The 19,281-nt window shown below is 46.4% G+C and carries 17 protein-coding genes and 1 riboswitch; of the genes, 7 read left to right on the top strand and 10 right to left on the bottom strand.

The window, feature by feature from the left end; translation table 11 throughout:
* The first annotated feature begins 8 nt into the window (after positions 1-8).
* Complete coding sequence (locus P401_RS0115660; protein ID WP_029343170.1) at positions 9-1,670, top strand: glycerol-3-phosphate dehydrogenase/oxidase; 1,662 nt, start codon at positions 9-11, stop codon at positions 1,668-1,670.
* 46 nt (positions 1,671-1,716) lie between these two features.
* Here P401_RS0115660 and P401_RS0115655 read toward each other — a convergent pair whose 3' ends face one another.
* From P401_RS0115655 to P401_RS0115630, 6 genes are all read right to left on the bottom strand, one after another.
* Positions 1,717-3,153 (bottom strand): amino acid permease, encoded by a 1,437-nt coding sequence (locus P401_RS0115655; RefSeq protein WP_029343169.1) that lies wholly within the window; start codon positions 3,151-3,153, stop codon positions 1,717-1,719.
* Positions 3,154-3,378: 225 nt separating this feature from the next.
* Positions 3,379-4,674, bottom strand: coding sequence for a DUF2252 domain-containing protein (locus tag P401_RS0115650; RefSeq protein WP_029343168.1), 1,296 nt, complete (start codon positions 4,672-4,674; stop codon positions 3,379-3,381).
* A gap of 67 nt (positions 4,675-4,741) precedes the next feature.
* On the bottom strand, positions 4,742-5,689 hold the full coding sequence (msrA, locus tag P401_RS0115645) for a peptide-methionine (S)-S-oxide reductase MsrA (protein ID WP_029343167.1): 948 nt from the start codon (positions 5,687-5,689) through the stop codon (positions 4,742-4,744).
* A gap of 69 nt (positions 5,690-5,758) precedes the next feature.
* Positions 5,759-5,941: a hypothetical protein gene (locus P401_RS0115640; RefSeq protein ID WP_029343166.1), complete on the bottom strand. Its 183-nt coding sequence runs from the start codon at positions 5,939-5,941 to the stop codon at positions 5,759-5,761.
* 60 nt (positions 5,942-6,001) lie between these two features.
* Positions 6,002-7,762 (bottom strand): solute:sodium symporter family transporter, encoded by a 1,761-nt coding sequence (locus P401_RS0115635; RefSeq protein WP_029343165.1) that lies wholly within the window; start codon positions 7,760-7,762, stop codon positions 6,002-6,004.
* A gap of 152 nt (positions 7,763-7,914) precedes the next feature.
* Positions 7,915-9,396 carry an amino acid permease gene (locus P401_RS0115630; protein ID WP_029343164.1) on the bottom strand — a complete coding sequence of 494 codons (1,482 nt, stop codon included), beginning with the start codon at positions 9,394-9,396 and terminating at the stop codon, positions 7,915-7,917.
* A 131-nt stretch (positions 9,397-9,527) separates the two neighbouring features.
* A riboswitch (Lysine riboswitch) is annotated at positions 9,528-9,716 on the bottom strand.
* Between the two features lie 165 nt (positions 9,717-9,881).
* Here P401_RS0115630 and P401_RS0115620 point away from each other — a divergent pair.
* The gene (locus tag P401_RS0115620; RefSeq protein ID WP_029343162.1) at positions 9,882-10,337 is read left to right on the top strand and encodes a MarR family winged helix-turn-helix transcriptional regulator; all 456 of its coding nucleotides are present in this window, start codon (positions 9,882-9,884) and stop codon (positions 10,335-10,337) included.
* A gap of 137 nt (positions 10,338-10,474) precedes the next feature.
* Positions 10,475-11,566, top strand: coding sequence for a diguanylate cyclase (locus P401_RS0115615; protein WP_231925676.1), 1,092 nt, complete (start codon positions 10,475-10,477; stop codon positions 11,564-11,566).
* 43 nt (positions 11,567-11,609) lie between these two features.
* Here P401_RS0115615 and P401_RS0115610 read toward each other — a convergent pair whose 3' ends face one another.
* Entirely contained in the window at positions 11,610-12,215 is a 606-nt protein-coding gene (locus P401_RS0115610; RefSeq protein ID WP_051656326.1) for a TetR/AcrR family transcriptional regulator, read from the bottom strand.
* Between the two features lie 192 nt (positions 12,216-12,407).
* Between P401_RS0115610 and P401_RS0115605 the strand changes: the two genes are divergently transcribed.
* The 4 genes from P401_RS0115605 to P401_RS0115590 all read left to right on the top strand — a co-directional run bounded on the left by P401_RS0115605 (position 12,408) and on the right by P401_RS0115590 (position 16,138).
* Positions 12,408-13,064: an HlyD family secretion protein gene (locus tag P401_RS0115605; RefSeq protein WP_029343159.1), complete on the top strand. Its 657-nt coding sequence runs from the start codon at positions 12,408-12,410 to the stop codon at positions 13,062-13,064.
* Between the two features lie 12 nt (positions 13,065-13,076).
* Positions 13,077-14,768 carry a DHA2 family efflux MFS transporter permease subunit gene (locus P401_RS0115600; protein ID WP_029343158.1) on the top strand — a complete coding sequence of 564 codons (1,692 nt, stop codon included), beginning with the start codon at positions 13,077-13,079 and terminating at the stop codon, positions 14,766-14,768.
* Positions 14,769-14,898: 130 nt separating this feature from the next.
* Positions 14,899-15,456, top strand: coding sequence for a hypothetical protein (locus P401_RS0115595; protein ID WP_023466728.1), 558 nt, complete (start codon positions 14,899-14,901; stop codon positions 15,454-15,456).
* Positions 15,457-15,526: 70 nt separating this feature from the next.
* Complete coding sequence (locus P401_RS0115590) at positions 15,527-16,138, top strand: nitroreductase family protein (protein WP_236627126.1); 612 nt, start codon at positions 15,527-15,529, stop codon at positions 16,136-16,138.
* A gap of 120 nt (positions 16,139-16,258) precedes the next feature.
* Here the strand turns inward: P401_RS0115590 and P401_RS0115585 are convergent, their stop codons facing one another.
* Genes P401_RS0115585 through P401_RS0115575 form a run of 3 tightly spaced genes read right to left on the bottom strand, consistent with a single transcriptional unit; the run spans position 16,259 to position 19,228 of the window.
* The gene (locus tag P401_RS0115585; protein WP_029343157.1) at positions 16,259-17,461 is read right to left on the bottom strand and encodes a CDP-glycerol--glycerophosphate glycerophosphotransferase; all 1,203 of its coding nucleotides are present in this window, start codon (positions 17,459-17,461) and stop codon (positions 16,259-16,261) included.
* 31 nt (positions 17,462-17,492) lie between these two features.
* Positions 17,493-18,518: a ribitol-5-phosphate dehydrogenase gene (locus P401_RS0115580; protein WP_029343156.1), complete on the bottom strand. Its 1,026-nt coding sequence runs from the start codon at positions 18,516-18,518 to the stop codon at positions 17,493-17,495.
* On the bottom strand, positions 18,515-19,228 hold the full coding sequence (locus P401_RS0115575) for an IspD/TarI family cytidylyltransferase (protein WP_029343155.1): 714 nt from the start codon (positions 19,226-19,228) through the stop codon (positions 18,515-18,517). Before P401_RS0115575 ends, P401_RS0115580 begins: the two co-directional genes overlap by 4 nt.
* Positions 19,229-19,281: the final 53 nt, after the last annotated feature.

Here is a 19,281-nt window from a genome sequence, read left to right as displayed (position 1 = left end):
AAGACAAGATGTTTTCAAGTACAGAACGGACAGCTTGGTTAGAAGAGATGGGACAAGAACTTTTAGATGTGCTCGTTATCGGGGGCGGTATCACGGGAGCCGGTATTCTGCTTGACGCACAAAGTCGAGGCATGCGGACAGGATTGATCGAGATGCAGGACTTCGCCGAAGGGACATCGAGCCGATCGACGAAACTCGTCCATGGTGGATTGCGTTATCTAAAGCAGTTTGAGATCAAACTTGTTGCCGAAGTCGGAAAAGAACGTGCCATCGTGTATGAGAACGCCCCACACGTGACGACGCCGGAGTGGATGATGCTTCCACTCGTCGAAGGCGGGACGTTTGGCAGCTTCTCGACCTCGATTGGCTTACGCGTCTATGACCAGCTCGCAGGCGTCAAACGCCATGAACGCCGGACGATGCTCAGTAAAGAAGAAACGTTACGTTACGAACCACTATTACGTTCGGAACACTTGGTCGGTGGCGGTCGTTATGTCGAATATAAAACGGATGATGCCCGACTGACGGTCGAAGTCTTAAAGGCAGCCGTTGGTTACGGTGGACGTGCCGTAAACTATACGAAGGCTGAATCGCTCGTCTACCACAATGGAAAAGTTGTCGGTGTCGAAGTCCGTGACGTCTTAAGTGAAAAAACGTATACGATTCGGGCGAAGAAAATCATCAATGCAACCGGTCCATGGGTCGACGAACTACGCGAAAAAGATGGTTCGAAAGCTGGGAAATCACTTCACCTGACGAAAGGGATTCATCTCGTCATCGATCAAGCGCATTTCCCACTCCAACAAGCCGTTTATTTCGACGTTCCAGATGGTCGGATGATTTTTGCGATTCCACGCGAAGGGAAAACCTACGTCGGAACGACCGACACGAATTATAAAGGAGATATTCTTGAGCCGGGTGTCACTGTCGAGGATCAGGACTATATCTTAGAGGCGACGAATCAAATGTTCAACGTCGAGTTACGACCTGAACACGTTGAATCGACATGGTCCGGACTTCGTCCACTCATTCATGAAGATGGAAAGGATCCGAGTGAACTGTCCCGAAAAGATGAAATCTTCGTCTCGAAATCCGGGCTGATGTCAATCGCTGGTGGTAAGTTGACCGGGTACCGGAAGATGGCAGAACGAATCATCGATATGGTCGCAGACCAATTCAAGACAGAAGAAAATCGGATTTACCTCGCTTCCCGCACGCACGATATCTTGCTTGGTGGTGGTCATCCACAAGGAAGTAAAGGATTTGCCCGCTACTTGAAAGAACAACAACCAAAAGGAGAAGCACTTGGATTGTCACCGAATGAGGCGACATGGCTCATCCAACGTTACGGTACGAACGTCGAACGTGTCTACGAGTTGATTCGGACACGTGGCGACGAGGCAGCTCGTTATCAATTACCGTTACACTGGTTCGGCGCCCTTCTATATGGATTAGAAGCTGAACTCGTCATGCAACCCGGCGACTTCTTGAACCGTCGTGCCTCGGCCGTCTTCTTTGATTTCCCTCACGCTGAACAGTACGCAGATGGTGTTCTCGCCTTAATGCGTAGCGAACTCGGCTGGTCGGCAGAAGATGAAGCCAAAGCCAATGAAAGTATTCGTCGTGAATTCGATGCGGTCCGCGTCAAAGGACCTGTTCCACTTTCATAACATCAAAAGACCCGATCGCCTTCAGGCGACCGGGTCTTCTTGTGTGTTACTGTTCTTCTTTCGAAGCAGCGAGTTCCGCTGCCGGCATATTTCCTGGGTGTAAATTCGAACTCTTACGTGCAAACGTAAAGTAAAGGACTAAACCGATGGCAAGCCAGATTCCGAATGCAATCCATGTCTCGAGTTTCAAGTTGAACATCAAGAAGAGACATGCAGCGATTGCTGCGATTGGCACATATGGCATACCTGGACATTTGAACGCACGCGGGAGATCCGGCTGTGTCTTACGAAGAATCAAGACAGCGACAGAGATCAAGACGAATGCTGCGAGCGTACCCATGTTGACGAGGTTTGCGATGACATCGAGCGGAACGAAACCAGCAACGAGTGAGCTTCCCAGTCCGATCATCCAAGTCGCCTTGAATGGTGTTTGGTACTTCGGATGCACTTCAGAGAACACTTTCGGGAACATTCCGTCACGCGAGATGGCGAATGCAAGACGCACCATTCCGTAAGTCATGACGAGAATGACCGTTGTGATCCCGAGGATCGCACCGAGATCGATGAATCCAGCTACCCAGCTTTGACCCGCCATTTGAATCGCAAGTGAGACTGGATGATCGACACCAGCGAACTGTTGGTACGGTACGATTCCTGTCATGATGGCTGCGACGATGACGTAAAGGACTGTACAAACAGCGAGTGAACCGATGATCCCGCGTGGCAAGTTCTTTTGCGGATCACGGACTTCTTCAGCTGCTGATGTGACGGCATCAAAACCAATGTACGCGAAGAAGACGATCGCGGCACCTGAGAAGACACCTCCCCAACCAAATGGTGTGAACGGTGTCCAGTTCGATGGCTCAACGTAGCCAACACCAACAACGATGAAGAGAATGACGACTGCAACCTTGATGAGGACCATGATGTTGTTGACACGTTTCGTTTCCTTGATTCCCATCGACAACAATGCCGTAATGGCAAAGAGGATTAAGAACGCTGGAAGGTTGAAGTATGTCTTGGCTCCTTCGACTGCTCCAGGAGCTGCTGATAAGGCTGTTGGCACATGGATGTTGAATCCTGCGAGTAAGGACTGGAAGTACCCAGACCAACCTGCTGCAACGGCACTGGAGGCAAGTCCATATTCGAGGATCAAGTTCCAACCGATGATCCAAGCGAATATCTCTCCCATCGTTGCGTACGTGTACGTATAGACGGATCCACTGACCGGAATCGTTGATGCGAATTCAGCGTAAGCAAGAGCGGCTAGACCACAGGCGATGGCAGATAAGATGAATGATACGATAAGTCCTGGTCCTGCGGTCAATGCTCCTGTTCCCGTCAAAACGAAGATTCCGGTTCCGATGATGGCGCCAATTCCTAAAAACGTTAAATCCATCGCGCCAAGATTTCGAGCAAGTCCACTGTTTCGTTTACTTGCAGCAATCATAGCGGAAACATCTTTTTTCCGCGTCAAACTCATGATGTATTTCCCCCTGTACCTGTTATGATTCGTCCTACGGAGCGAGTCGTCCGCAAGAACTTAATCAAAAATTTACGAAGTTTTCTGATAAATTGATATAGGTCATTATACCTATTTCTATTTTATTGAACGCTTTCATTCGTTAAACAAAAAAATCCGTACAAAAAAGATGGCTGTGTAACACATGTTACACAGCCATCTGACAAGCCTCAGTTTGTTAGGTTTTTAATTTGTTTTTCGAGTCTTCACCCACTCCAAAAACACTTGGTAATCCAGCTTTGTTCGTGTCACGTAGGCTTCTGACCAACGCTCGATTTGCTCTAAAAAAGCGGTGTCCGAAACACCAATGGCTTGGATGATTTCAACATCCGCATGATGTGTCAAAATTTTTTCTTTAATCCCGGCGTCCTGATCCGCCCGCGCATGGATTTTCGCGGTGATTTGACCTTGAATACACAATACGTTCTCAAGGTCTTCCTGACTTTTGATATGCTTTGCTTTTAGTTTTTTCTTATATGGCGAGCGCTCACGTACATAATATTCCTTTTTCCCAATCGTCAGGTAGCCAAGATATGGATCCTCATGTGCCTGCATCGCTTTTTGGGACGTGATGATCCGGCGTCCTTGATGAACTGTTTCTGCTTCTGGACGATGGACGGGAAGGAACAACGAAGGGACAGAAGTCTGAGCTTGTTTCATCTCTAGAATCAAATCCTCTTCCCCTCCCTCCCCCTCAATCAAGATGTAATAGCGTTCAAGACCAATCGATGCCGTTCCACTGTCTAGTTTCCGGACGATATCCTTGATTGTATAGAACGCTTCGTCACGACGATCCTCTGCGTCAATCGTCTCGATATAGGAGGACCAAGCAGACTCAATCGCTATTCGCGTCGGATCATCTACCGCTGCCATATCCGGTAATGTACAAAAACGTCTCACGCCATCCACCAGTTCCGTCCGCTCTCCCATTAATTCTTCACGTTTCTTTTCTGCTTTTTTAATCAACTTCTTGATTGGTCCTTTCGTATTATCCCGAGTAAAACAGACATCACTCGGATCTTTTCCGAGAGCGTACTTTTTTAAATCGTGTAAGTATTCCAGGACATAATTTCGAATCGCAGGAGTCGGATCGTATCCTGCCTCTTCAGCGAACAACCGGACGGAGACCGCCATGCGAATCAAATCATATAAATAAGATCCTAAGTACCCTTCATCAAAATCATTGATATCGTAGATGATCTCTCCCTTCGCATTGCCATGAACACCAAAATTCTCAAAGTGAAGATCGCCTTGAATCCACGTCGGTTTATCACGAGGTGTATCAAAACCAAGAGGGATTCGCGTCACGTCATAATAAAACAGATGTGAACTCCCGCGGAAAAAGCGAAATGGACTCAAACTCATCTTGTCGTACTTTTCCTGACGTGCTTGCTCATTGAGCTGACGAATTTCATGATCGTAAAAATCAAGTACCTTCGCAATCGTCATTTGTCGAATCTCTTCATATACGGGTCGAAACATTCGATTCTCTCCCTTCCATTTGAAAAAAGAGCAGTCAAAACGAAATCGTTTGACTGCTCCTTACATGTTACTCGAAATGTTTTTTATATTCCCCATATCCTGCCGAATCAAGCTCTTCAAGCGGAATAAATCGTAACGCTGCTGAGTTGATACAATAGCGAAGACCACCAAGTTCGGTCGGACCATCATCGAAGATATGACCGAGATGACTATCTGCATTCGCAGAACGCACTTCCGTCCGCGTCATCCCGTGACTCGTGTCGAGTTCGACTTCCATCTTCTCTTCTGAAATTGGTTTAGCGAAGCTCGGCCAACCACAGTTCGACTGGAACTTATCTTTCGATGTGAAGAGTGGTGTGCCATCGACGATGTCGACATAAAGACCTGGACGTTCTTCATCCCAGTATTCGTTACGGAAAGCGGGTTCTGTCCCGTTCTCTTGTGTGACTTTATACTGAATTGGTGTCAGACGTTCTTTCAGTTCTTTTTCCTTACCGTGATCCTTCCACGCTTCCTTGATGAATTTCGCGCGACCTGAGCCGACACTATACATCTGATAACGGAACGGATTTTTTTTATAATAATCTTGATGATACTCCTCGGCTGGCCAAAACGGCTTTTCTGGACGAATCTCTACCGCGACCGGACGTGAGAAGCGTCCTGATGCGTCAAGCTCTGCTTTCGAACGTTCAGCTGCCTCACGCTGTGCTTCATCGACATAAAAGATAGCCGGTTGGTATGATTCACCACGGTCATTGAATTGACCTCCGCCATCCGTAGGGTCGATTTGACGCCAGAAGATCTCGAGTAATTCTTCGTACGTAATGACGGACGGATCGTACGTGACTTCAACCGCCTCCAAATGACCTGTCGTTTCCGAACAGACCTCTTTATAAGTCGGGTTCTCTGTATGACCACCGGTATATCCTGAAATGACCTGCTCTACACCATCATATTTATGGAATGGCTTGACCATGCACCAGAAACAACCACCTGCAAATATTGCTTTTGCCATCTATCTTCCCCTCCTCTGTATGTGTCTATTTTACCTCGTTCAGAGAATGGACTCGACTTTCCTGCTCATTCAATCCTCTGGGTTCGCTTTTAGACGACGCATGACGAAGTAAATCGCAGCAAAGACAAGAAGAAGTCCTCCAAACGAATACCAGATGTTATTCAAACGATAAATCATTTGGTACAAGGCAAGCGTCACAAGCAATAATGCGATCGGTAGGAAGGCACGCTTAAAGTGGTACCAGTAATTCAAGAAGATCGCCTCCTGTTTTTCTTTCATCTTACCTGATATGTCATGCCTTCTGCGAGAGGATTATTCGGCTTGACGGTACTCTTCTTCGAGATAGGTCCGGTACTTCACCTCCCAAGCGTTTAGCGACACACGCCATAATACGATCGTCGCAATGACAAGTCCTAACGTGACCGGCCAGAACCAACTCGACACGACACCTGCTGTCGAAGCCAGTCCGATCTTTGAAAACAGAACGTACGTCCAAATGATTGATGTACATAATAGGATCGATACTGGAATCGCGAACTTCCATGGAGTGAGCTCGACAGACTGTCGTCGATTGACCTTTCTTGACTGGACGGCTGGGTAACGATACCCCATGAATACCATGAATAGCACTTCAATCACGAGTAGAATACCGTATCCATGAATATAGCTAATGCCATGATCCCAGCCAAACAGTTGTTTGAAACCGAAGACGAATAAGTAATACGCGAAAACGTGAAAGACAATGACGATTTTCGCCGCAATCGCCGGAATTCGTTTCATGAAAATCCCCATTAATACGATGACGAGAATTGGAATGTTGAAAAATCCTGTGAATTGCCGGATCAAACTCCATAAGCCGTCCGGCGCGTACATCAAGAACGGCGCAATGACGAAAGAAATTAAGGCAACGATCGTTCCAAACCATTTACTGACGCGAATCAAATGTTCATCACTCGCCTCTTTCGCAAACACCGGCTGATAGATATCGAGTACGAAAAGTGTCGCAATACTGTTGAGCAACGAGTTAAACGAACTGAAGACAGCTCCGAGTAAGACAGCCAAGAAAAATCCCATCAGCGAGACCGGCAACAACTCCGTAATGAGTCGAGGATATGATAGATCACCGCTCGTTAGTGTGTTCCCATATAAGTGATAGGCAATGATCCCAGGAATCAGCATGAAGATCGGAACTAATAACTTCAAGAAGCCTGTCATCAAGACGCCCTTCTGTCCTTCCTTCAAATCTTTTGCCCCGAGCACACGTTGAATGACATATTGATTGAGTGACCAATAAAATAAGTTCGCAAATAGGATGCCCGTGAAAATCGAAAAGAACGGAACGGCATCGGTTGAGCTTCCGATTGCGTTCAGCTTCTCCGGTTGCACAGTCGCAATCGTCTTCATTCCTTGAAGCAAATTCCCGTCACCCAGCGCGATAAAGCCAAGCACCGGAACTAGGAATCCAACGGAGACAAGCCCAATCCCGTTCAAGGTATCGGAGACAGCCACCGCACGTAGTCCTCCAAAAATTGCATAAATCGCTCCGATGATTCCAACGACCCAGACGACTAACCAAAGGGATTGCGTATAACTGAGACCAAATAATTCCGGAACATCGAACAGCTGCAAGACAGCAATTCCACCCGAATAAAGCATCGAAGGAATCGTGACACACATATATCCAAGTAAAAAGAGTAAGACTGTCATCCGGCGAACCGTCTCATCATACCGGTGACTTAAGTATTCCGGTAATGTCGAGATACCTAGCCCGAGAAATTTCGGGAGCAGATAGATGGCCATGATGATTGCAGCAAATCCCGCCGTAACTTCCCATGCCATACTCGACATATTCCCCATGAAGGATTGTCCATTGAGTCCAATCAACTGTTCTGCCGACAAATTCGTCAGTAGTAATGATCCGGCAATGAAAACGCCACTTAGACCTCGCCCCGCTAAGAAGTATTCATCGACGCCTTGTGTTTTCCCACGCGTCAATCGATAGGATATGTAGGCAACGAGCAACATGAAAAACGCTGCAGAACCTAATGTGAAAAATAATTCAGATGTAGTCATGCGTCTTCCCCCTATTCTTCATTCATGTTTTCTATTCTTGTAATATGTATTCATTGATTCCTTTTTTATACTTTTCCAAAACTATATTTTAGAAAACGTTTTCATTTAAAGAAATAAAAAAACCACCTTCATTATAGAAGGTGGTTCACACATTACGATTGACGCGGATGTTCTGGGAAGTCCATCTCGTCATAACGAACGATCGACGTCCGGTTTTTGAATTTATGTCCTAACCAGAAGGCAAGGAACAATGGAATACCGACGTACGTCGCAGCAATCCCGACCCAATCGATTTGATCAGCGAGGAATGCGGCATAGTTTTGACCAACGATGACAAGGAAACAAAGACCGAATGCGAACAGCGGACCGAACGGGAACGCTGGTGCAACATATGGTAAGTCTTTCAACGAGTGACCTTGTGCAACGAATCCTTTACGGAAGCGATAGTGACTGATCGCAATCCCGAGCCATGCGATGAATCCTGTCATCCCGGAAGCATTGAGTAACCACAGGTAGACTTGTCCACCAAACATCGACGTCAAGAAACAGAGCGCACCGACTGCACCTGTTGCAAGCAAGGCGTTACGGGGTACACCGTTTTTCGAGACTTTCGCGAATAACTTCGGTGCATCGCCTTGGCGCGCAAGTGTATACAGCATCCGTGTCGAAGCATACATGCCTGAGTTTCCGGCAGATAGAACAGACGTCAAGATGACAGCGTTCATGAGTGCTGCTGAGAACGCAAGACCTGCTTTTTCAAAGACGAGCGTAAACGGACTAACCGCTACGTCCGTAATGTCATTCGAAACCAAGTTCGGACTCGTATACGGAATGAGCATTCCGATGACGAAAATCGCGAAGACGTAGAAAAGTAAGATACGCCAGAAAACTTGTTTGACTGCTTTAGGAACGTTCTTTTTCGGGTCTTCTGACTCACCCGCGGCAATCCCGACGAGCTCCGTTCCTTGGAAACTGAATCCAGCAACAAGAATGATTCCGATGACGGCAGGAATCCCACCGACGAACGGTGCATCGCCAAGAGCAAAGTTTTTAAAGCCAACCGGTGGCTCCGATGTAAAGACACCGAAAATCATCGCAACACCGACGACTAAGAAGACGATGACGGTAACGACTTTAATCATCGCGAACCAATACTCCGCTTCCCCGAATCCTTTAACGGAGAAGTAGTTCAAGCCAATCATGAGTAAGAGGAACAAGGCACTGAAATAAAATCCAGGAACATCCGGGAACCAATACGTCATGACGATTTGTGCTGCGACGAGCTCGACTGCGATCGTGACTGCCCAGTTGTACCAGTAGTTCCAGCCGAGTGCAAAGCCGAATGATGGATCGACGAATTTCGTTCCATATGTCGAGAAGGATCCAGCGACCGGCATGTACGCTGCCATTTCACCAAGACTTGTCATTAGGAAGTAGACCATCAGACCAACGATTGCATACGATAGGAGCGCACCACCTGGTCCTGCTGCTGCGACGGAAGCACCGGACGCAATGAAGAGTCCTGTTCCGATCGCTCCACCGATGGCGATCATTGACATATGACGGGCTTGTAATCCACGTTTTAATCCTTCTGCTGTCGAATCTGTTGTTTGTTTCACATCTAGATTGTTCATTTCGTTCGCTTCTCTCTTTAATAAATTTTTGAGAGGACACTTTTTGAATGAAAAAACAAAAAGCGCCCTCATCTTCCAGATGGAAGATGAGAACGCAACATAATAAAATGGATGCGCCTCATTCTACCGTCGTGAAAGATAGCTCTCCACAAGTAGGTGATACCCGACTTGTGACAGTATTAGACCTATTTGATCTAATCCCAATCGATCATCTTCAAAGCGATGATTGATTTCGGCAATTCTTCCTTTCAGGTCACCTCATCTGTCGCTTGACGACATCCGTAACCGTACTCTTAAGAACTGCAACCTCCATCCCACTGGTTGAGTGAGAACTGAATTAAGTTAGTTATTACTACGCCATATTACACAAAACGCCACGAAATTGTCAATTGCCTTTTTCGAATCTGGGGTAGTCGATGGTAAAAATCCGATATGTTTAGTACACTAAATGGTAGAAGTCCACTGAGAGAAAGGATGCTGCTTGCATGCCACAGGAACGTGATTTGCTAACTTATCGACTCGAGGAACAAATGCGTGTCATTCTTCGTACCCTGCGACGTGAACTTAACCGGCTATTTGAAGGAACGGCGACCCGGAGTGAGTTTTTCATCTTACGAAGCCTTTCAGAAAATGGTCCTCAACGCCCGACGCTTCTTGCGGAACAATTTGAGCTCGCGACGAGTCAAGTCACTGCTTTGACGGATAAGCTGTATAAACAAGGATATGTCACCCGAACACGTTCGACGGAAGATCGTCGTTCAATCGTCCTCGCTTTGACGGAGGACGGTGAACGTGCATTTCGGGATCTCGAAATCGTCCGGAAAAACTATTTACAAGATCGCTTCGGCACATTGACAGAAGAAGAGCTTGAAACGATGGTTCATGTTTTTAATAAAATTTTACAGACGATGGATGAGGATACACTTACTTCGTCTTCTTAAAAACGGTAGATTTTCTACCGTTTTTTCTATTTTATCTAAAGATTTCCCTCTGTCTAACCGTTATCTACTTGAGTATACTGGAAGTATATATATGGAAATCTGTTAGCTGGGGGAGTTGGGAGGATTTGTTGTCCATCATGAATCAATTCATCATTAACTTTTGTCTACTGTTTACAACGATTACTCTCTTGTTCTTACCGTTTCGAAATCAACCGCGTATTTCATTGAACTCCAAATGGAGCATTCGACTTATACTCGGAGCGATCTGTGGTCTGATTGCGGTTTTATTGATGTTCAATGGGATCCAAATCGATGTCGCCCGTGTTGATTTACGTATCGTTCCCGTCGCGATCGCCATGCTGTTCGGTGGTTTTCCAAGCGCCATCGTTGCGGGTGCGATGATCATTGGGACACGTTACTTTTTAACACCAGTTGATCAAATGGAAGGTTTTTATTTATCTACGCTGATCATCGTCTTGTTCATCACGACAATCGGAATCATTCGTCGATTCGTCCATGTCTCGATGCGTCATTTTCAGCTTATGGTGTTGGTCGGTATTCTCTATTCGTTACCCGCCATCTACATCCTGACGCACAGCTGGTCGACATTCTTTAAAATCTCGATTGCGTACGTCTTCTTTAATTTATTAGCTGGCTTTGTCGCTTTTCGATTGCTAACGGAATTACGCCGTCACTTCGAAAACATCCAGTATCAGCAGAAACTCGCCATGACGGATGCATTGACAGGGCTCGCCAATCGTCGTCGTCTTGATGACTCCCTTTCGCTTGTCGGTTCGACCGACCAAGGCTATTCGCTTGTACTCATCGATATCGATTTCTTCAAGCATGTCAATGATACATATGGTCATGATGCGGGCGATGATGTGTTACGCCAACTCGGCATGACTCTTGCTTCCTTGACGCGTCCAGACGACCTCGTCGGACGGTACGGTGGTGAAGAATTTTTAATCATCTTACCAAGTACTTCGGCGAAAGAAGCGCAAAAAATCGCAGAACTAGCTCGGCTGACGGTCGCACGTAACCTGTTCCCGACAGCAGATGTACCTGATCTACAAATCACGATTTCGCTTGGAATCGCGCATTCTAGTGGTTCTCATACGTCACTTGAAGCATTACAACAGGCAGATAAAGCGTTGTATTACTCAAAAGAAAGCGGACGGAATCGGAGTACGATCTACACGAAAGAACTTGCATTCCGACAAGCTTAACCTGACTGGACACTTCCGTAGGGAAGTGTCTTTTTTTACGTCTTCATTCCGGCTCTTTAGGAAAACCGATGCTTTCTACTGTTCCAAAGACGATCATCCGACTTAATTGTTCTGCCATATACTCTGATGAATACGGTCGACCGTTTCGTAACCAAGAAATCAACAATCCCAACTGTCCACCAATGACATAGTTTAATAATAAGTCCCGATCGACGAACGTAGCTTCTTCTGTGATTTGCGGTCGAAACATTAGTCGGTAATTCTCTTTCAACGTATCGAGAAAGCGCGAGATGAACGTTTTGATCGGTCCTTGAACAAGCATCGTCTGATAGAATAATTCATTTTCTTCGATATGAATGAACAACCGAGCAAAATAGCGACTCACCTGCTCGACTGTCGGAAAGGCAGTTCCTGTACCGGTGATCCGAATCGCTTGTTCAAGTGCCTTCATTTGCTCCTCAACGATTTGGTCAAGCAAATCATACTTATCCGTATAGTGTGCGTAGAAGGTCGAACGGTTCACACCGGCTCCATCCGTCAACATTTTGACCGTAATACTTGAGAAGCTGTGCGTCTTCAGTAAACGAAATAATACCATTGTAATACGGTCACGTGACCGTTTTGGTCGAGGATCACGGCTCTCATTCATCCATATTTCACTCCTTTTTCATCATCTTTTCATTAATGAATCCGTTATCATCTATTTTTCCGACATTTTGTCGGAAATTGTCGGTTGTTTGTTACCTAACTATCCATATAATTAACTATATTAATTACTCCTCCCCCCAGAGGAGTACTTTTTTTGAATCGATTGTACACAAGAAAGGATGCAAACACACCCATGAGTATGAAAAAACTATTAATCATCAATATCGTGACACTCATCGTTTTGATTGGTGGTGGTGTTGTCGGATACTACTATTACGATCAAGCAACGAGCTATGTCAAAACAGACAATGCAAAAATCGATGGCAAAATGATAACGATTGCGAGTCCAAGCGCCGGTAAATTAACAGACTGGTCGGCAAAAACAGGCGAATCGCTCGACAGCGGTGCAACACTTGGTCACATCATGACTGCACAAGCTGGACAAAAACCGACAGATCTTTCTGTTTCGATGCCTGCGAAAGTAACAATCGTTCAGTCGATGGCGACAAAGAATGGCTTCGTCGCAGCAGGTACACCACTTGCTTACGGATTTGACTTAAACGACCTTTGGGTCACAGCGAACATCGAAGAAACAGAAATCGATGAAATCAAAGTCGGACAAACAGTAGATGTCTATGTCGACAGCTACCCGGACACGACACTTTCTGGTGAAGTCGAGCAAATCGGGATGACGACGGCTTCTACGTTCTCAATGATGCCTTCTTCAAACGGAAACGCGAACTACACGAAAGTCGCACAAGTCATTCCCGTTAAAGTATCACTCTCGCAAGAAAAATCACTCGACATTCGACCTGGTATGAATGTGACCGTCCGCATTCATAAGGATTAAGGAGGGACGTTCATGTCTACTACCTTCTTGTTCGGATACAGTGCGTTCACGATTCTGATCATCATCGGCGTCAACTGGATTGCCCGTCGAAGTCGCCCATCCGACATGGCACTGGCGACTGACGGACCAACACTTGAGGAATCCCTCGAGACGGAACCGACGATGACCGTGACACCACCAGTCGCAACACCTTCAAAACAGGTATCGACTGAAAACGTCAGTATTCCGAAAGTACTGACGGTCTTACTAATCGGTATGTTCATTGCTATTTTGAACCAAACGTTGATTAATGTCGCGTTACCGGTTCTAATCAATGATTTCAACGTATCGACTTCCACTGCCCAGTGGTTGACGACAGGCTTCATGCTCGTCAACGGGATTTTGATTCCGATCAGTGCCTTTTTGATGCGAAGCTATACGTTCCGCCAGCTGTTCCTCGCTTCGATGACGCTCTTTTTCTTCGGATCCATCATTTGTTCGATGGCAATGAACTTCCCGGTCATGATGATCGGTCGTGTCGTTCAGGCAGCGGGGGCTGGTATTTTGATGCCACTCGGATCAAACGTCTTCATGACGTTGTTCCCACCGCATAAGCGCGGAGCTGCCATGGGGATGCTTGGAATCGCGATGATTCTCGCTCCTGCTGTCGGACCTACGATCACGGGATATGTCATCCAAAACTATGATTGGCACGTCATGTTTTACGCGATGTCGTTCTTTGGATTAGTGACATTGTTACTTGGTGCTGCCTGGTTCCGACTGACACAGCCCCTCTCGAAACCTTCTTTTGATGCACTGGGCGTCTTATTCAGTACGATCGGATTCGGGAGTCTCCTTTACGGATTCAGTGAAGCCGGGAATGACGGCTGGGATAGCCCGATCGTCATCAGCACGATCGTCATCGGCTTAATTGGAATTGCCGCTTTTGCGATGCGTGAGCTGTCGATGGAAGATCCGATGTTGAATATTCGCGTGTTAAAGGTACCGGAATTTTCGTTCACCCTCTTCATCAACGTCATCGTCACGATGGCTTTGTTCGGCGGGATGTTACTTTTGCCGATTTACCTTCAAAGCATTCGCGGTTTTTCACCGGTCGACTCCGGTCTGCTCCTCTTACCCGGATCACTGATCATGGGAATCACCGGACCGATTGCCGGTCGGTTATTTGACCGTTTCGGTATTCGTCCACTTGCCATCTTCGGTTTGACGTTAATGACCTACGGAACATGGGAACTGACGCAATTGAACATGGATACGTCGTATTACTCCATCATGGGGATCTACATGCTTCGGTCATTCGGTATGGCGTTCATCATGATGCCGATCATGACTGCCGGTATGAATGCCTTACCGATGAAGATGATCCCACACGGAAACGCGACGCAAAACACACTCCGTCAAGTCGCTGGATCTATCGGAACCGCGATTCTCGTCACCGTCATGACCCGTCAAACGACGGCTCATTTGGCAGACGACGCGAATCAGTTCACGACGCTCGACCCAACGCTTTCGCAACATTTAAACGATCTTGGACAACAGCTGGGTAGCTCACAAGCCGCTTCGACGAGTTGGTTTACGATGCTGACGAAACAAGCAACAATCCAAGGGATCACCGATGCGTTCTGGATTGCGACCGTCTTATCTGCGCTTGCACTGATTCTGTCCTTCTTCTTGCACGGAAAAAAAGAACCGAATCTAGATTGATTGACGACAGACCAGTTGATGTCCTATCAGCTGGTCTTTTCTTATACTTTACGAAAAGTTCTTCTTTGCACTTCAGCCTTAAAATCGATACACTAGGGACAATGAGTTTCATATCTAAAGGAGATGCTTTATGGTTGCCTTTCTGCAATTTTATGCGTTCATCTTTGCTTGTTGTTTTGCTTGGCAAGTTGGTCGACCATCCCCTTGGTCACAAAAGATCGTTCGTGCCTTTTTAACAAGTGTCAACGGGCTCTTCGTATTCGCACGTGCCTCGATTTCAATCTTTTTATTAGTTGGACCACTATTACTCGTCACTTATCTTGTCTTCCCACGGTTAATCGCTTTTGAAAATGGTTTAGCGATGGTGATCAGCGTCCTCGTCATCGGACTGGTTGATCGTCTCGTCAGTCTCGTCGTCCTGCCACTTATGCGTTCCTTTTTCTTAAAACGTCAACGCGTCATGCCACAATCGGTGGAAATGGTGCTTTATACGATGGCAATGGCTGTCTTGCTCTTCATTCAGCTTCATGCTGTTCCCGGCGTTCAAATTCATGTAGCACTGACGATTTTCCTTGGTTTTACGATCTATTTCGCCCATTATCTATTTGCCCTATACCGGATTCGTCTTATGAAAAAGAAACTAACGACTGTTGCTCAAGATCAAGACGAGGAACGAAAAGCTTCTTAATCCGAATCTAACGAAAGATGATTTCCTCTTGGGAATCGTCTTTTTTGTTTTCTGACAAATAACATTGACAATGATAATCGTTATCATTTATAGTGAAAAAGTACTCAGTGAGGAGATGAAACGGATGCATGCCCAACAAGTGATTGAAACACGCCGGTCGATCCGGTCCTATACGGAACAACCCGTTCCGGTCGAATTGGTAGAAGCATTACTCGACACGGCGATTTATGCCCCGAATCATAAATTACGAGAGCCTTGGCGCTTTGTTCTCGCAATCGAAGACGGACAAACACGGTATGTCGATGCCTTGATGGAATTGCTGACAGCACGTGGTCAATTCGAGACGAAAACGTCTGAACAACGTCAACAGGCTGAACAAAAATTACGGGAAGTCCCGGTTTATTTAACGGTACTTTGTCAGGTACAAGGGACACCAGATCAACAGCTAGAGGATACACTTGCAACAGCTGCGATGATTCAAAATCTGCAATTGGTAGCAACAGAACGAGGTCTTGGTTGTTGCTGGAAGAGCGGGAAACACTGGTTCACACCAGAGTATGCCTCACTCGTTGACGCTTCTGAAAACGAACGCGTTCTCGGTGTCATTCAAATTGGTTGGCCTGCCATCGTTCCACCTGTCAAACCGAGAACGTCCGCAAAGGACAAGTTGACGCACTTTTAAGAGGTGCGCATTCTGCGAGCTACCCCTGCTCGCGCCAATCAAGCCCCAATTCAAAAATAAAAACGTTCCGATGACGTCTCTCTCCCCAAACGGAGACGCAATCGGAACGTTTTTCTGTATTCACACTGGCGTTTTCGTATAGACAGGCGCCTCTGGAATCGTGTCATATAACATATGATCGACGATTCGTTTGGTCGCTTCTCCGTCCTGATACGTAAAGAACTGATTCGCGAATGTCTCAATTTTATGTGTATCGAATTGCCCACGTTTAATCCAAGCAATGACGTCTTCGAACGTCGACACGATTGGTCCCGGTACAAAAGTTTCATATGGGAAATAGAAATCGCGTTCTGCTTTATACGACTGCAGATCGTTGACGAGGAAAATCATCGGCTTTTGCAACAAGGCAAACTCGAAGATGACAGACGAATAATCCGTAATCAGAATATCCGCAATCTGCATCAGATCATTGATGTCCGGATAGTCTGTCATGTTAATGATTTGATCCGCATACGCGTCCGGTACGACTGGTGGATTGAGAACAAACGGGTGCATGCGAAGCAAGAGAACCGTATCCGGTCCAAGCTCCCGACGAAATTTCTCAAAATCGAGCTCTTGATCGTAATGTGCCGTTGTCTGTCCATTTCCTCGGAATGTCGGCGCGAGTAAGATGATTCGTTTCTTACGCCATTCTGGATATCGATCATACAACTTTTCTCGAACACGGGTTTGACGTGCTGTGTTCAGTAGCTGATCTGTCCGTGGAACCCCTAATGGATAAATCCGTTTCTGCTCCATTCCAAAAGCATCCGCATATGGGGCGATACATGCTTCACCGGAAACATAGACCTTACTATAATTCCGGTGAATCTGGACCATCTTCAAATAATCATCATCCGGTGAATAGGATTTATCAAGCACACTATAGCCGAACTTTTTAAAGGCTCCACAAGCATGCCATAGCTGAATGACTTCTGTCCCTTCCCGTAAGGATGACACATATACAGGGTAATAATAATCATCGATGATGAAGTAACGGGCAGTCGCTAATTCATACGTCGCTCGCATCATATGAAAGACGTATTGAATTTGTCCCGCCAACGATTGAGGGAATCGCTTTAACAAAAAAACGTATTCATACCCTAAGTCGCGTCGTTCTAGTTCATCGTAGACGGCACGAAAGTTATCGACAAGACGATCGGAACGGTACGTTGCAAAGACGACTTTTTTCGGTTGAATCGGTAACCGTTTCGTCAACCAGTACGTCACAGCAAGCAGATAGTGGACCGTCCGTCGTTGTAGTAACCGAATTTTTTGTTTCATAGACGATTCTCCTCTTTTTCAATGCATCTCGTTACATGCACCATTCCATGACCGTCTTTCCGAACCGATTCGTCAAATCATTTTCAAACGCTTTATGAATATCCTCGATTTGACGAATTTGGAATACACCTGAGACAAGGTTTGATAAATAAGCTGGAATGTCAGGATGTGTTTGGTATAACTCCATCGTCCGTGCGAAATCAGCCGGCGTACTCCGACTTGAACCGTAGACACGAAGACCTTTTTCAAGAATCATCCGTGTGTTGATCGCGACGGCATCTTCTGATACGCCGAGCAATGCCATCGTGCCTTCCGGAATGATGTAGTCGATCATCTGATTAATCGCGTATTGACTGCCAATTCCCCCAACACATTCAAAACCGTGGTTGAAGGAGACATCGGCTGGAATCTGGTCGATGTGGTACGTCTCGTCTGCAAACGAGAAATAGTCAAGCTTCGACTGCGTTTTACCAAAGACGAGTAATTTTGCTTCCGGATACAACTTACGTAGCAAAAGTGCTGTGATGAAACCAAGGTTTCCGTCCCCCCATACTCCAAATGTCTCCCGACGAGGATGGGCAATCTTTTCAAAACGAGTCAAGGCATGGACCGATACACTGACGAGCTCGGTGAATGCCGCGACTTCAGGGTCAAGATCAGCCGGTACTTCGACAAGACGATCTGCTTTCAGGAACACATAGTCTTGCATATATCCATCGTATCCACTCGAACGGAAACGACTCGTCCGCAGATAGTTTTCACCGATGATGTCATCTTCTTCCGTCGGTGTATTCGGAACCATCGCGACAAGTGTCCCCTTCTTGAATGTTCCACTCGGATCATGCACGACTTTTCCGATGCCTTCATGAATCATGGCCATCGGTAATTTTTTCGCCAATACTTCCGCACTACGGCTACCCGTGAAGTAGCGTTGATCCGCGTGACAAATCGACAAATACGTGGGACGCACGACAACACGATCCGTATTCAATGACCGTTCATCATATGTCACTTCGATTTGACGCGGGGCGACGAGTTGATAGACTTGGTTAATCATTGATGAATCCGCTCCTTCAAGATAGCATTCGCAATCCGTAGGTCGTATGGTGTCGTCACTTTAATATTGAATAGTTCCCCTGTGACGAGCGCCACATCTTCCCCTTTCAGAAGAAGGATCTTACACGCATCCGTCAAAATCGCCCGTTCTTCCGTTGAGAGCGACTCATAATGCGATTTCAACTTCGTGATTTGGAAACTTTGTGGTGTCTGCCCTTGATACATCTGATCACGAACCGGAATATCCGTGATCGTTTTACCGTTCGTTGAAGCAACGATTGTATCGATTGCTGAAATGACCGTGTCACATGAACCGAATTCTTGTGCCGCTTCGATGTTTTCCTTGATGATGCGGTGCGTCAAGAAAGGGCGGACGGCATCATGTGTAACGATGATATCTTCATCAGACAGACCGTTTTTCTCTTCGATCCAGTTCACCGCTGCCATGATCGATTCATTTCGATCCTGTCCACCTGGTGTGATGACAAGACGCTCATCTTTTCCGATGTATTTCTCTAGAATATCGCGCGTATAGTTAATCCAAGCAGTCGGTGTGACGATGATGATGCGGTCAAACTCCTCATGTAATAGGAATTTTTCTACTGTATGGACGATGATTGGACGTTCTCCGATCGATAAGAATTGTTTCGGTCGATCGACATTCCCCATCCGTGTTCCTTTTCCTCCAGCTAAAATGGCTGCATAAATCATCTTCTGGCGCAGTGTCTCGTTATTTCTTCCAAACGAGACGACCTGCTTCCCTC

This window comes from Exiguobacterium acetylicum DSM 20416 (assembly GCF_000702605.1).
GTDB classification, from domain to species: Bacteria; Bacillota; Bacilli; order Exiguobacteriales; family Exiguobacteriaceae; genus Exiguobacterium_A; species Exiguobacterium_A acetylicum.
Note: the sequence above shows the minus strand (reverse complement) of the source record. Positions and strands in the feature narration are given on the sequence as shown.

Bases quoted from the DNA above. Each gene is read 5' to 3' on its own strand.
- P401_RS0115630 (WP_029343164.1), bottom strand. From the start codon at position 9,396: ATGAACAATCTAGATGTGAAACAAACAACAGATTCGACAGCAGAAGGA.
- P401_RS0115585 (WP_029343157.1), bottom strand. From the start codon at position 17,461: ATGAAACAAAAAATTCGGTTACTACAACGACGGACGGTCCACTATCTG.
- P401_RS0115615 (WP_231925676.1), top strand. From the start codon at position 10,475: ATGAATCAATTCATCATTAACTTTTGTCTACTGTTTACAACGATTACT.
- P401_RS0115660 (WP_029343170.1), top strand. From the start codon at position 9: ATGTTTTCAAGTACAGAACGGACAGCTTGGTTAGAAGAGATGGGACAA.
- msrA (WP_029343167.1), bottom strand. From the start codon at position 5,689: ATGGCAAAAGCAATATTTGCAGGTGGTTGTTTCTGGTGCATGGTCAAG.
- P401_RS0115655 (WP_029343169.1), bottom strand. From the start codon at position 3,153: ATGAGTTTGACGCGGAAAAAAGATGTTTCCGCTATGATTGCTGCAAGT.
- P401_RS0115635 (WP_029343165.1), bottom strand. From the start codon at position 7,762: ATGACTACATCTGAATTATTTTTCACATTAGGTTCTGCAGCGTTTTTC.
- P401_RS0115580 (WP_029343156.1), bottom strand. From the start codon at position 18,518: ATGATTAACCAAGTCTATCAACTCGTCGCCCCGCGTCAAATCGAAGTG.
- P401_RS0115590 (WP_236627126.1), top strand. From the start codon at position 15,527: ATGATAATCGTTATCATTTATAGTGAAAAAGTACTCAGTGAGGAGATG.
- P401_RS0115620 (WP_029343162.1), top strand. From the start codon at position 9,882: ATGCCACAGGAACGTGATTTGCTAACTTATCGACTCGAGGAACAAATG.
- P401_RS0115605 (WP_029343159.1), top strand. From the start codon at position 12,408: ATGAGTATGAAAAAACTATTAATCATCAATATCGTGACACTCATCGTT.
- P401_RS0115650 (WP_029343168.1), bottom strand. From the start codon at position 4,674: ATGTTTCGACCCGTATATGAAGAGATTCGACAAATGACGATTGCGAAG.
- P401_RS0115575 (WP_029343155.1), bottom strand. From the start codon at position 19,228: ATGATTTATGCAGCCATTTTAGCTGGAGGAAAAGGAACACGGATGGGG.
- P401_RS0115600 (WP_029343158.1), top strand. From the start codon at position 13,077: ATGTCTACTACCTTCTTGTTCGGATACAGTGCGTTCACGATTCTGATC.
- P401_RS0115610 (WP_051656326.1), bottom strand. From the start codon at position 12,215: ATGAATGAGAGCCGTGATCCTCGACCAAAACGGTCACGTGACCGTATT.
- P401_RS0115595 (WP_023466728.1), top strand. From the start codon at position 14,899: ATGGTTGCCTTTCTGCAATTTTATGCGTTCATCTTTGCTTGTTGTTTT.